The 12,223-nt window shown below is 55.0% G+C and carries 12 protein-coding genes; 10 read left to right on the forward strand and 2 right to left on the reverse strand.

Annotated features, from left to right (window positions below; translation table 11 throughout):
* Positions 1–14: 14 nt before the first annotated feature.
* The 3 genes from DRW39_RS13135 (at position 15) to DRW39_RS13145 (ending at position 3,560) form a co-directional block, all read left to right on the forward strand.
* Positions 15–887, forward strand: coding sequence for an SIR2 family protein (locus DRW39_RS13135; RefSeq protein ID WP_116107510.1), 873 nt, complete (start codon positions 15–17; stop codon positions 885–887).
* 198 nt (positions 888–1,085) lie between these two features.
* The gene (locus DRW39_RS13140; protein WP_116107511.1) at positions 1,086–1,388 is read left to right on the forward strand and encodes a WYL domain-containing protein; all 303 of its coding nucleotides are present in this window, start codon (positions 1,086–1,088) and stop codon (positions 1,386–1,388) included.
* A gap of 9 nt (positions 1,389–1,397) precedes the next feature.
* Entirely contained in the window at positions 1,398–3,560 is a 2,163-nt protein-coding gene (locus DRW39_RS13145) for a hypothetical protein (protein WP_116107512.1), read from the forward strand.
* A 222-nt stretch (positions 3,561–3,782) separates the two neighbouring features.
* Here DRW39_RS13145 and DRW39_RS22270 read toward each other — a convergent pair whose 3' ends face one another.
* Positions 3,783–3,935 carry a hypothetical protein gene (locus tag DRW39_RS22270; protein ID WP_157976098.1) on the reverse strand — a complete coding sequence of 51 codons (153 nt, stop codon included), beginning with the start codon at positions 3,933–3,935 and terminating at the stop codon, positions 3,783–3,785.
* Positions 3,936–4,040: 105 nt separating this feature from the next.
* Between DRW39_RS22270 and DRW39_RS13150 the strand changes: the two genes are divergently transcribed.
* The 7 genes from DRW39_RS13150 (at position 4,041) to DRW39_RS13180 (ending at position 9,888) form a co-directional block, all read left to right on the forward strand.
* Positions 4,041–4,265 carry a hypothetical protein gene (locus tag DRW39_RS13150; RefSeq protein WP_116107513.1) on the forward strand — a complete coding sequence of 75 codons (225 nt, stop codon included), beginning with the start codon at positions 4,041–4,043 and terminating at the stop codon, positions 4,263–4,265.
* 130 nt (positions 4,266–4,395) lie between these two features.
* Positions 4,396–4,677, forward strand: coding sequence for a hypothetical protein (locus tag DRW39_RS13155; RefSeq protein ID WP_116107514.1), 282 nt, complete (start codon positions 4,396–4,398; stop codon positions 4,675–4,677).
* Positions 4,678–4,820: 143 nt separating this feature from the next.
* On the forward strand, positions 4,821–5,849 hold the full coding sequence (locus DRW39_RS13160) for a hypothetical protein (protein WP_116107515.1): 1,029 nt from the start codon (positions 4,821–4,823) through the stop codon (positions 5,847–5,849).
* A 33-nt stretch (positions 5,850–5,882) separates the two neighbouring features.
* A complete protein-coding gene (locus DRW39_RS13165) occupies positions 5,883–6,296 on the forward strand; it encodes a hypothetical protein (RefSeq protein WP_116107516.1) in 414 nt (137 codons plus the stop codon).
* A 202-nt stretch (positions 6,297–6,498) separates the two neighbouring features.
* Positions 6,499–7,599: an amidohydrolase family protein gene (locus tag DRW39_RS13170; RefSeq protein ID WP_157976099.1), complete on the forward strand. Its 1,101-nt coding sequence runs from the start codon at positions 6,499–6,501 to the stop codon at positions 7,597–7,599.
* A 90-nt stretch (positions 7,600–7,689) separates the two neighbouring features.
* Positions 7,690–7,884, forward strand: a complete 195-nt coding sequence (locus DRW39_RS13175; RefSeq protein WP_116107518.1) for a hypothetical protein — start codon at positions 7,690–7,692, stop codon at positions 7,882–7,884.
* 429 nt (positions 7,885–8,313) lie between these two features.
* Positions 8,314–9,888, forward strand: a complete 1,575-nt coding sequence (locus tag DRW39_RS13180) for a carboxylesterase/lipase family protein (RefSeq protein WP_116107519.1) — start codon at positions 8,314–8,316, stop codon at positions 9,886–9,888.
* An 82-nt stretch (positions 9,889–9,970) separates the two neighbouring features.
* On the opposite strand, the gene DRW39_RS13185 is transcribed toward DRW39_RS13180, so the two are convergent.
* Positions 9,971–12,217 carry a xanthine dehydrogenase family protein molybdopterin-binding subunit gene (locus tag DRW39_RS13185; RefSeq protein WP_116107520.1) on the reverse strand — a complete coding sequence of 749 codons (2,247 nt, stop codon included), beginning with the start codon at positions 12,215–12,217 and terminating at the stop codon, positions 9,971–9,973.
* Between the last annotated feature and the right edge of the window lie 6 nt (positions 12,218–12,223).

The following is a 12,223-nucleotide window of genomic DNA, read 5'->3' on the forward strand; positions in this document are numbered from 1 at the left end:
AATCAATCGAGTCTATGGATGTATTGTTCGTGGGAAACGGAATAAACACCTTTGCGGAAGGGTACAGCTGGGACCGACTAATGCAAAACTTGTTTGCTAAGTTTCATTTAGAATCTGTTTTGCATAATGAGAATGCACCCTTCCCCCTGGTCTACGAGGAGATTTATTTTAAGTCAACTCAGCGGAGGAAAATCAAAGAATCAAAAATTAAAAATTTTATTGCGGAGGACATAAATCTTTTGAATCCTTCTAATATCCACGAAGAAATTTTAAACTCGGGAATTAAAAATATTATTACCACAAATTATGATTACACCCTTCAAAAGGTAAAAATTATCGATCCATCAAAGATTGAAAACTTAGGAAAGGTCAAAGAGTCGCTCTATAGCTTATTTCGTTATAATATTGTTGACAACCAAAGAGTCTGGCATGTTCATGGAGAAATGAATGTTCCAAGATCAATAATATTGGGGTATGAGCATTATTCGGGTAACCTTCAAGCCATGAGAAATTATATAGTGAATGGAACTAGAGGGTCTTACAAAAACCTAAGCGCTAAGGGTCTTATAGATCGACTAAATGATGGCACCACATATTCCTGGATAGACTACTTTTTCAAACATAATATTCATATTGTTGGATTAAAATTAGATTTCGAAGAGATAGATCTTTGGTGGCTGTTAACTTACCGTGCTAGGGTAAAAAACAAGAAGAAAGGTAGTAAAATCACTAACAAGATTACTTACTACATTCCAAGAAATTTTGTTAATACATCTAGAGCTAAACTTGAATTCTTGAAAGCAACGGGGGTAACAATTTCAGTTGTTGAAATTGATCATTCTGAACTTTACTACAGTTTCATCATTAAAAAAATTCAATCTATTTAAGGTGTTGGAATTATACATACAACACCACCTACCACATACAGCCGCCGGTTGAGCTTCTGGGTGCTATCGTTGCTTTGTAAATAGGCTGAATGAATGTCGATAGCCTTATTACATATTGTTTGATGCAGCCGTCGGGTAGGCCCCCGCTGGGTACGGCAATCAACTTCCAAAAACCACATAACTTACTTATATTGCAAAATGACAAATCAACAACTTATCCTAGAAGCAATCGAAAATAGGAAGACAATTGCAATTAATTATAAAGGTGGAGAGAGAGTAATTGAGCCATTTACTCTCGGATATCACAAGTCTACGGGTAATCTTATTCTTAGAGCATTCTTTCTGGATGGCTACTCGAGCAGTGGGGAATACTATCAGTGGAAGATATATCGGCTGGATAATATATCCAATGTAAAAGTCCTCAATCAGCCCATATTCTTTGACCGGGATGGATACAATCCTAATGATTCAGATATGAGCGAAATTCTTGCCACAATTTAAACAACCGTTATGGATTATCTAGCTGTTTCTCTTCGGCATTGCTACGGTATAAAGTCATTTACAAAAACTTTTGATTTTACACAAAAACCAACTTGTGGTATATATGCACCTAACGGTATAATGAAAACCTCATTTGCCAAAACGCTCATGGACTACTCAAAGGGAGTAGATAGTAGAGACGAAATATATCCTGAAAGAACTACGATTCGCCAAATTGAAGATGAAGAAGGGAATGAAATACCGCCAGAAAAGATATTTGTAATTGAACCATATAACTCATCTTATAGGTCGACGAAAATGTCGACACTGTTAGTTAATAATTCCTTGAGGGAGGAATATGAAAATATTATTGAAGACATTGAAAAAGCATTGGAAGCGTTAATGCAGCCTATCCGTAAGCTTAGCGGTATTCGCAAGGAAGTCGCTCCAGTGATCTCCAGCGATATAATGGGTACTTCAAAAGAAATCTATTTAGCTATTCAAAGGGTCAAGAATGAGGTCAATCAGATCAAAGGAAGTGAATGGAGCCATATAACATACAATAGTATATTTTCGCCTAGGGTAGAACAACTCCTTGAAGATGATGAGTTTGTGAATGACTTAACTCAATATGCTGAAATATATGATTCTTTGATAGAAAGATCAGTTTATTTTAGAAAGGGAGTATTTAACCATAACAATGCTGACACAATAGCCAAAAATTTATCTGACAATGGTTTCTTTCTCGCAAACCATGCTATCAATCTATTTGACCAGGAAACTTATATTTCAATCAAGAGCATTGATGAGTTGAAGAATGTTATCCAAAACGAAAAAGACAAGATTATTGAGAATACGGAATTGAAAAGAGCATTCGAGGTATTGGACAAAAAACTAAAGGCAAATAAAGAATTCCGAGATTTTAGGAAATACCTATCTGACAATCCCGAAATTCTTCCAGAGCTCGAAAACCCATCAGTTTTCAAGCAAAAGCTTTGGTTATCATATTTTAGAGACAATATTGAACAATACAATGCTTTGTTGGAGAGCTATGAGAATGGCAAAGCTAGAACAGATGAAATTGTTGCTGCAGCAAGAGCTGAAAGCACGTTGTGGAATAGCGTTGTACAAATTTTTAATAGTAGGTTTAGTGTTCCTTTCAAATTACGGGTTGAAAACCAAGAGGATGTAATATTAAAGAAGGAGGGACCTAGTGTAGCCTTCGTATTCTCAGATGAGAATAATACTCGCCCTGTTAAGGAACAGATTTTATTGAAAGTTCTAAGTAACGGGGAAAAACGAGCCCTCTATTTGCTAAATACAATTTTTGAAATTGAGGCAAGAAAAGCTTCAGGGCAAGAAACATTCTTTATCATTGATGACATAGCTGATTCATTTGATTACAAAAACAAATATGCGATAATTGAATATTTGAAAGATATCACGAATGAGCCATTTTTCAGACAGATAATTTTCACGCATAATTTTGATTTTTTTAGAACCATATCTTCACGCTTGGATATGGGACGTCCTCATAAATTTCACTGTAGAAAAACGATGACGGAGGTATCATTAGTTGAAGAAAAATATCAGAACAACCCATTCATAACCTGGAAAAACAATCTTCATCTTGATAATGCCATGCTTATCGCATCAATTCCTTTTGTTAGAAATATAGCTGAGTACTCAGGAGACGATGCCAATTTTGCCAAATTGACCTCGCTCTTGCATATTAAAAACGATTCGAGGACAATTACCGTTTCAGACCTAGAATCCATTCACAAATCTATACTCAAAGACAAGAATAATCTTTCCCTGCCAGATGGTCATAGATTGTTGATCGAGATGATATTTACCGAAGCTGATACAATTGAAGCTTTGCGCGGTGTTCATGTAGACCTTGAGAAAAAGATAGTACTAGCTATTGCAATCCGCTTAAAGTGTGAAGAATATCTAATAGGGAGAATCAATAATCAAGAATTTGTAAATTCTATAAATAAAAATCAGACATTCCGTCTCTGTAAGAAGTTTAAAGAAACATTTCCTTTGGAGAAAGAAGTTTTAGATATATTGGACCAAATAAACTTAATGACTCCGGAGAATATTCATTTGAATTCATTCATGTATGAACCATTATTAGATTTGTCTGATCTCCAGCTTAAAGCACTATATGGACGCGTTAAGCAATTATGAATTGCCGCTAACACCGCGCCAACTCCATTTAGCTAAGTAACTCCCTGGCATTCTGAAGCCCTCGGCTCCACTGCTTTGGGGTGTTATTGCGGCGCGTAAGCCTGGAAGGTATGGGAGTATTGCATAAACTGTGTCACGGCATTTTCCAGCGAAAGTAATTTTTGGTCAAGCCCCCGTAAAGGACCGGGGGGGCTCGGGCAACAAGTACGCTGCCGGCCGCGCTCACAGGTCCAGACGCAATCGGTCGTCGTAGACGATGGCCTGTTGAGCGAGGATGCGGTTCCAGTTATGCATCGCTTTTTGCCATTTGGCCGTTAGGTCTGGCTGGACCAGATATAGCAAATTAGCTGCGCTGCTGCCTGAGACGATCATCAAAGCGGTGTCCGAGGTGAAAGGTGACCCCGACTAGCCAGCCGACTTTCCCCCAAACCAACGTATTATCAACCACCCCTCACTCCCCCAAGCAGAAATACCCCAACCATGAAAAAGCCCTACCGCTACCTTTGGCTACTGCTGCCGGTGTTCTTGCTATACGCAAACATGGAGCCACAGCGGACAGTGGGCATCCAGCTGCACGACACCTACTACGTGAGTGTGGCCCGCCAGGTATGGACGTTCCTAAGCATCCTCTTCCCGGTGGCCGTCGTGAGCCAGGGGCTCTTTTTGGGCAACGTCGTGTTTGCCCTCATCTGGCGGTACCGGTGAGCGGCGAGGGTCCTGTTACACGCAACGAGCGGGGCTCTACCTTATGCCACCGGTCAGGCACGCTGCAACTCCCTCACCCCGTTAAAGAATGCTCCTGCAACGGCACCAGACTCGCGACCCAGCCACAGCTATGCTCCTAGACGACCACCACCTCCCTCCTGGCCCGAAACAGCGTTCCACCCGCACCTTCCTGAAAAAGGCGGCGGTCTTCTGGATCGTCGTCGTAGGGGCCTTTTTCTTGATCGGTTTTCTCGGCCCGGTGCTGGGGAGCCAGTACGGCTATATCCGGACCGCGCAACTCCTCCGTAGCTTCAACGGGGTACTCTTCGTATCTGGCGTCGCGGGCGTACCATTGATCATGGTGCTGGCCGTGGGCCTGCGGGCGTTCCAGAAGCTGCTGGAGCGGCTGTAGGCGGGCCCCGCGGCGGATTGATCATCCGGTAGTGCGCTGGGGAATGGAACTGCTGCCGCAGGCCGCCTCGGAATCCGTGGCCGTACGGCCCCCGGCTGCAAAACCTACCCTATTTTCATCCGGCAAAGACTACCCTCCCGCGCATGGCCCCGCTCTACCCTGTCCTATGCTGCCTCGGATGGCTGCTGTTCCTCTCGCCCGGCCTCCGCGGGCAGGTGACCGGACCGGCGCCCGACACCAGCTTCAAATTTCACCCCGGTCATTACGTGGCCGTGGGACCCGGTTCCGAACTGGCCGAGCTGACGGGCCTATCCGAACCGGCCCTGCGGGGCGTCAACAAGCGGTATCTGTGGCGGATGCTCGAACCGGAAAAGGATGCCTACGATCTGTCCGCGATCGCAGCGGACCTGGACTACTGTGCGCGGCACGGCAAGCAGCTGGTGGTCTACCTGGTCGATAAGGCATTCTGGATCAAAGGCGCCATGCCGGCCTACCTAAAAGCGCTGGAAGTGCGGAGTGGGGCGCAAAGCTTCGACCCCGTGCGCTGGCACCCGGACTACGTGGCGCGCTTCCTGGCGCTCGGAAAAGCCATCGGCGAACGCTTCGACCGGCATCCCAATTTCGAGGGGATCGCCATCCAGGAAACCTCGCTGGATATGAGCGAGGAAGACTTTCGGAAATACGATTATACCCCGGACAAATACCGGGACGCGCTACTGGAAATCCTGCGGGGGCTGCAGCAGGCCCTACCGCACAGCCGCGTCTTCTGGTACCAGAACGGGCTGCACCGGGACGACGGCCACCTGCGGCAGATCGCCGATTCCATCTCCGGGTCCCGGATCGTAATAGGCGGTCCGGATATCCTCCCCCACCGCACCTGGCTCCGGAATACGTATAAGATTTACGGGGAGTATAAAGAGGCGCTGCTGCTGTTCGGCTCGGCCCAGGACGACTCCTACAAGCACCACAAGCAGGATACCCGCGGGGGGGTGAAGGCCCCCGTACATCCGGAAGGCTACCTGAGCATGGAAGACATTTTTCTTTACGCCCGGGACCGTATGTACGTGAACTACCTTTTCTGGAATCACTACTACGAAGGACAACCGGAGGAGCGGACCTTCGACGATGCGCTAGGGGTGATACGGGCATATCCCGCTTTCAACGTTCGGTAACTCCAACCTACCCCGCCACCCTATCCTTTCCATATGCAACAACGAGATATCCTCCAAGACGAGATCGAAGAACTCGGCCGGGTACTCGGGCGGATCCTGGCGACCTTCCTCGGGTGGCAGTCGGAGGGCGACCCGGTACGCGGTACGCAAATGGCTAACGAACAGCTGGCCAGCGAGCTGGACGTGTCCGTGGAGCAATTGCTTGCCCTGGACGAGCAGGCACTACGGGAGTACCTGACCACCCGCAACTGGACGCCGGCGCATATGGAGGCCCTGGCGCAATATCTGGCCGCGGCCGGGACGGAGAAAATGCACACGGACCGGGCGGAAGCGGAGCGGTATGTACAAACGGCGCTCCGGCTGCTGGATATCGCCGACGACCAGTCGGCTACCCTCTCCTTTGAACGGATGAGCCTGCGCGGGGATATCGAAGGATTGCTTGGGTAGCCGCTTCGTTTGGACCGTCCGCTTATGGACGAAAATCCCTACTTTAGAAGTCGTCATACGCTTCACCACACACTGCTTTCCGGAATGCGACTTTCCCGCGCTACCCCTTCCGCGCCCTTCTTCGGGATTAGAGGGTTGTTGGCTTTACCGACTTTCCTGTTCTTACTCGGGAGCTGCGCCGATCCCCCCCCGCTACGAGATCGTGCTGCAAAACGCCCACCTCTTCGATGGCTACGCGGATCGCGGGACGGTATCCATCGGGATCAACGCCGATACCATCGCGGTCATATCGGAGGCGGAGCTGGCGGGCGACTCGATCGTCGACGCGGCGGGTAAATTCGTGCTGCCGGGGCTGGTGAACGCCCACGTCCACGTTTCGCGGCCGGAACAGCTACGGGAAGGCTACGCACGGGGGATCCTGTACCTGCTCAATATGCACACCGGGATGGAGGCGCGGGAAGCCGAGTGGAAACGCAACTCCCGGGACGCGGCGGGGAGCTCCGTACTCTACGGCGCCGGCCACGCGGCAACGGTACCGGGCGGCCATCCTACGCCCTTCAGTCCGGATATGGAGACGATTAGCGACTCCGTCCCGCAGACAACCTGGATCGACCACCGGATTACGGCGGGGGCGGATTACATCAAGATCATCCACACCGAGCGGGGATGGATGGGCGATCCGCCCGGGCCCTCACTGTCCTATCCGCAAATCGGGGAAATCATCGATGCCGCGTACGCCCGCGGGTACAAGGCGGTGGTACACGCCACTTCAATCGAAGAAATGATGGAGATCGCGCCCTACCGGCCGGACGGCTTCGTCCACATGCCGGACTTCCGGGACAACTACCCCGTTCCGGAAACCTATTACGCCACCCTGCGCGAAAGCGGGGCCTTTGTCGTCACCACCGGCGGCATCGCCCTGAAACCCCTGGAGGGCGCCCCGCCCTTTGTGGCCGAATGGGTCACCGAGAATCTGCTGGACGCGGACCAGCGGGCGGAGATCATCCGCGGCTACTACGAAAACGGTATTCCCCTCGTCGCGGGCACCGACGCCCAGGAAGGGCAGATGGATTTCGGGGACGACTACTTCCTCGAACTGGAACTGTACCGAATGGCGGGCCTGCCCAACGAAACCATTCTGCGGGCGGCCACCGGAAACGCCGCGGAAGCGTTCGGATTGCCCGTCGGCGAAGTAATGGAGGGCGGCCCGGCTACTTTTCTGGTCCTGGCCGGCAATCCGTTGGATGACCTCGGTCACCTTCGTGCGGTGGAGCAGATCTGGAAGAACGGCAGCCGGGAATAACGGGGGACCGGAAAGCTTCTCGCTGTACGGCAGTACCTTTAGTTACGGTAGCCGCGACCGGGTACCGGAATCACGCACCTACTGCATACGATGTCCCGCGCTAGCCTTCTGCCCTACGCCCTATTATCCGCGGCGGTGATCATCAGCGTGAATCTGTGCGTGGCGTGGCTGATCCGCGGCACTACCAATTGGCCCTATCCGCTTCACCGGCTGAATATCTTCTCCGTATGCTACGTACTGATCTGTTGCACCGCCGGATTTTTGGTAATAGCGCGGGAATTCTAGCGTGGCTGAATTTTCTCCTCCTGCGCTCCGCCGCAAAAAAGTTGTCCCACCAGCAATTGCCGCGGAAGGTAGCGCCGCGTCGAGAATTTTCCCCGGACCGTCGAACGTAACGACAAAACGAAGTTTGCCGGGCTGAATCTGTCGCCCGTATTGGCCAAGAGCTTGTTTGGACTTTACCAATCGACCTGCAAATGGCCCTTTTTCACCTGCTCTGCGTTACCAAAAATGGCATCGTAGCGCTGCTACGATCCACTTTTGGTGCCTTGATCAGGCGCAAAATGACTCATTTTCGGCCAGATGGCCAAAATCCAAACAAGGTCTAAGTTGTGGAGCCTCGTAAACGCGTGGATCACCCGCACCGATACCATGGTCGGGGGGCGTCGATCGTACCGCCCGGACCATGAATGCCAAGGACTTTAACGACTCATCATGCACGTATTGCAACGACTCCTACTTCTTCCGCTACTCACCCTGATCGGGCTAGCTCCGCCGGCTTCCGCCCAGGACGCCCCTCCGGAGGTTACCGTCGCCCAGGGCAAACTTCGCGGCGTAGCCAAGGGCGACCTGTCCGTCTTTAAGGGCATCCCCTTCGCCGCGCCGCCCGTGGGCGACCTCCGGTGGAAAGCGCCCCAACCCGCCGAGCCGTGGCAGGGCACCCTGGCGGCCACCGCATTCGCCGCTTCTCCCTTCCAACCCGGCAACCCGGGATCGGGCAAGAGCGAGGACTGCCTCTACCTCAACGTCTGGACCCCTGACCTGGACCCCGCGGAGAAACTGCCCGTCATGGTGTGGATCTACGGGGGCGGCTTCAGCTTCGGTTCCACCTCGGGTACGGGCACGGACGGCAGTCAGTTGGCGCAAGAGGGCGTCGTGGTGGTAAGCGTCGCCTACCGCGTGGGGCAGCTGGGCTTCCTGGCCCATCCGGCGCTGAGTGCGGAAAACCCGGACGGCGTATCGGGCAACTACGGCCTGCTGGACCAGATCGCGGGCCTCCGGTGGATACAGGACAACATCGCGGCCTTCGGCGGCGACCCCGACCGGGTGACCATCTTCGGGGAGTCGGCCGGGGGCATCAGCGTCAGCATGCTCTGCGCCTCACCGCTGGCGAAGGGGCTGTTTCACGGCGCGATTTCCCAGAGCGGCGGCTCCTTCGGTCCTACCCGCGCCACCACCTATCCCGGCGAGAATATGAAAACTCTGGACCAGGCCGAGGCGGACGGCGAACGCTACGCCGCGTCAACCGGTGCCGAGTCGCTGGCGGAACTGCGGGCCCTTCCCCCCGACAGTCTGCCCATGGGCATGGGCCTGGGCGGAGGCTGGCCGGTCGTGGACGGCCACGTCATCCCGGACAACCAATACAAACTGTACCGGAAGGGCGACTACAACGACGTCCCGGTCCTGATCGGCTACAACTCCGACGAGGGACTGAGCTTTACGCGCGAAAGAAACCCGGAGGAGTTCCGCACCAACGTACGCCGGCGCTACGGCGAGTTTGCCGACCGGCTGCTGGCGGCCTATCCCGTCGGGGAAAACGACATTCCGAAGTCCGCCCGCGACCTGAGCCGCGACGCCGCCTTCGGCTGGCACACCTGGGCGTGGGCCGAACTGCAGTCGGAAACCGGGAAGGGAGACGTATACCTCTACTACTTCGATCAGCATCCGAACTATCCGGCGGATTCGCCGCAGGCTGACCACGGCTCCCCGCACGGACAGGAGGTCATCTACGCCTTCGGCACCCTCGGTACGGATAAGCCCAACGCCACCGCGGCGGACCGTGCCGTGTCCGCAGCCATGGTCACGTACTGGACCAACTTCGCCAAATCCGGCGATCCCAACGGGGCGGGGGTGCCGCGCTGGCCGGTCTACCGGGGTTCGGACCCGGAGGTGATGTACCTGACGGCCTCACCGCACGTGGGCCCCGTGCCCAGCGCGGAATCGCTCAAGGTGCTGGATGCGTATTTCCGCTGGCGGATCCTGGAGGGTGGAGAGCCGGGGATGGAGTGAGCCGCCCCCGTTCAACTCACCAGCTCGGGGGATAAGATCAGTCGTCCGCCCAGCGCTAGCTGGTCTGCCGACGGGTCAACCCCTACCCCACTAGTTTCTCCGCCGTAATCGGCAGATCCCGCACCCGCCTACCCGTAGCCCGGAACACCGCGTTCGCAATCGCGGCGGCCGTCGGCCCCTGCGCCGCTTCACCGGCCCCCAGCGGCGGTGTACCCGGCCGGTCGAGGATGGAAACCGAGACCTCCGGCACCTCCGGAAAGCGCAGGATGGGGTAGGTTTCCCAATCGAGGCTGACGATGCCGTTGGTGTTCCATTTGACCGCTTCCAGGGTGGTCCAGCTGGCCGACTGTATCATGCCGCCCTCGGTCTGATTTTTGAGACCATCGGGGTTGATGGTCTGGCCGGCATCGATGGCACCCACCAGTTTGAGTACGCGTAAAGTACCGGCCGCCGCATCGTAGGCCACCTCGGCGGCCACGGCGAAGTATGCGGCCTGGTTTTTGTAACGGGCGAAGGCGAAGCCCCAGCCCCGACCTTCTTCGGTGTTGGTTACAGGCCGTTTCACCTGCTGCGTTACCTCCTCGATTATGGCTCGGGCTCGTTCGTCCTGTAAGTGCTTCAGCCGGAAGTCTACCGGGTCCTCCCCCGCCCGATCGGCCAGTTCGTCCATGAAAGACTCGATCGCGAAGATGTTACCGTAAGCCCCGAGACTGCGCAGTGCCGATACCCGCAGCGGGCCCTGGATGCGGTGCGCCTCGATCTGAAGGTTGGGGATTTGGTAGAGTGGCTGGCTATTGCGGTAGCCGCCGCCGAGATATCCCTCCGTCGGCGCATCAGGACCATCTTCCAGGTACTGGGCGGCCAACAACTCCGCTGCGTCGCCACCGGGCCGGTGACTGTGCACGTCGGTCCACAGATCGGTGATCCAGGATACGATCCGGTTATCGGCGTCCAGTGCCCCGCGCAATTGCAGCCGCATGGCCGAACCGTAGGGTTCCCAACCATGCTCGTCTTCCCGCATCCACTGCACCCGCACCGGCCGGTCCGGTACGGCGAGGGCCAGCCGGGCGGCGTCGGCGGCCGCGTCGTCGGCGCCGTTGTGCCCGTAGCATCCCGCGCCGCGAACTCCGATCACCCGGATCTTCTCCGCCGCGAGGCCCAGCATGGAAGCCAGCGAATCCCGCAGGGGGTAGACGCCCTGGGAGTGGGTCCAGACGGTGAGCTGCCCGTCGGTATACTCCGCCAGCGCGCACGACGGACCGATGGAGCCGTGCATCTGGTACGGCCGCGTGTAGAGGGCTTCCAGGCGCAGGGGGGCGCTTTCCCATTCCCGCTCCGCGTTCGGGGCGGAGGTCACCGTCTCGCTGTTTGTGACCCGGCCGGGCATGTCGTCGAAGAGGTTAGCGGGGTCCGGTAGGGGATCGGCTGCTTCCCATTCGCTCTTCTGCCGCAGCGTTTGCCAGGCCCGAATGGCGGCGTATTCGCTCGTGGCGATCACTGCCAGGTAATCGCCGTCGCGCACGAGTTGGAGGACATCCGGCAGGGCCTCCACTTCGTCGGTGGGAATCGATTGGAGCCTAGCCCGGTACACCGGTGGGCGGACAACGCGGGCGTGCACCATCCCGGCCGGACGCATATCCTGGACGTAGCCATCCTGCTCGTTGGCGGGTCGGCCGGTGACCATTCCGATTACCTCGGGGCGGGGCTCCGGCTTTCCCACCAGCTGGTAGTCGGAAGGATCCTTTTGCGGGGCATCGGGCGACACTTCGTCGGTGAGCCGTTCCCCGGCCACCAGCTCCCCGTAGCTGAGTTCGTCGAGACCCGGCCCGGTGATCACACCTTCCGTGACGGTCAGATCGATCACCGCCGCGCCGAGTTGGTCGGCGGCCCGTTCGAGGAGTTGTTGCCGGGCCGTGGCCGCCGCCCGCCGGATAGCCGTGCCGCTCCCCTCGATGGAGGCGCTGCCGGCGGTGTAGCGTTCGTTAGGCGTGTGACCGGTATCGGCCATGATGATGCTAACGCGATCCAGGGGAAGGTCGAGTTCCTCGGCGGCCATCTGCCGGAGGGCAACGAGAATGCCCTGCCCGATGGCGATCTTGCCGGTGAGTACCGTCGCCGTGCCGTCCTCGTGTATGCGTAGCCAGGCGTTAATTTGGTCGCTGTCCGGCGGACCCGGGGTAGCCGAAGGGGAGGATCCCCCGGCCGTGGCTTCCCCGGAACAGCTTTCCAGGCCGAGCCAACTGAAGCCGATCGCCAGATAACCGGATTGGCGCAGAAATTCCCGGCGATCGGTACCGGATCGGGTAATTCTCTGGGTAGGTGTGGGCATAGGTTC

The sequence above is a fragment of the Lewinella sp. IMCC34191 genome (assembly GCF_003390935.1).
Taxonomy (GTDB): Bacteria; Bacteroidota; Bacteroidia; order Chitinophagales; family Saprospiraceae; genus Neolewinella.

Coding starts and splice junctions, on each gene's coding strand:
- DRW39_RS13160 (WP_116107515.1), top strand. CDS start 4,821: ATGGCCCCGCTCTACCCTGTCCTATGCTGCCTCGGATGGCTGCTGTTC.
- DRW39_RS13185 (WP_116107520.1), bottom strand. CDS start 12,217: ATGCCCACACCTACCCAGAGAATTACCCGATCCGGTACCGATCGCCGG.
- DRW39_RS13180 (WP_116107519.1), top strand. CDS start 8,314: ATGCACGTATTGCAACGACTCCTACTTCTTCCGCTACTCACCCTGATC.
- DRW39_RS13165 (WP_116107516.1), top strand. CDS start 5,883: ATGCAACAACGAGATATCCTCCAAGACGAGATCGAAGAACTCGGCCGG.
- DRW39_RS13140 (WP_116107511.1), top strand. CDS start 1,086: ATGACAAATCAACAACTTATCCTAGAAGCAATCGAAAATAGGAAGACA.
- DRW39_RS13145 (WP_116107512.1), top strand. CDS start 1,398: ATGGATTATCTAGCTGTTTCTCTTCGGCATTGCTACGGTATAAAGTCA.
- DRW39_RS13135 (WP_116107510.1), top strand. CDS start 15: ATGGATGTATTGTTCGTGGGAAACGGAATAAACACCTTTGCGGAAGGG.
- DRW39_RS13150 (WP_116107513.1), top strand. CDS start 4,041: ATGAAAAAGCCCTACCGCTACCTTTGGCTACTGCTGCCGGTGTTCTTG.
- DRW39_RS13175 (WP_116107518.1), top strand. CDS start 7,690: ATGTCCCGCGCTAGCCTTCTGCCCTACGCCCTATTATCCGCGGCGGTG.
- DRW39_RS13155 (WP_116107514.1), top strand. CDS start 4,396: ATGCTCCTAGACGACCACCACCTCCCTCCTGGCCCGAAACAGCGTTCC.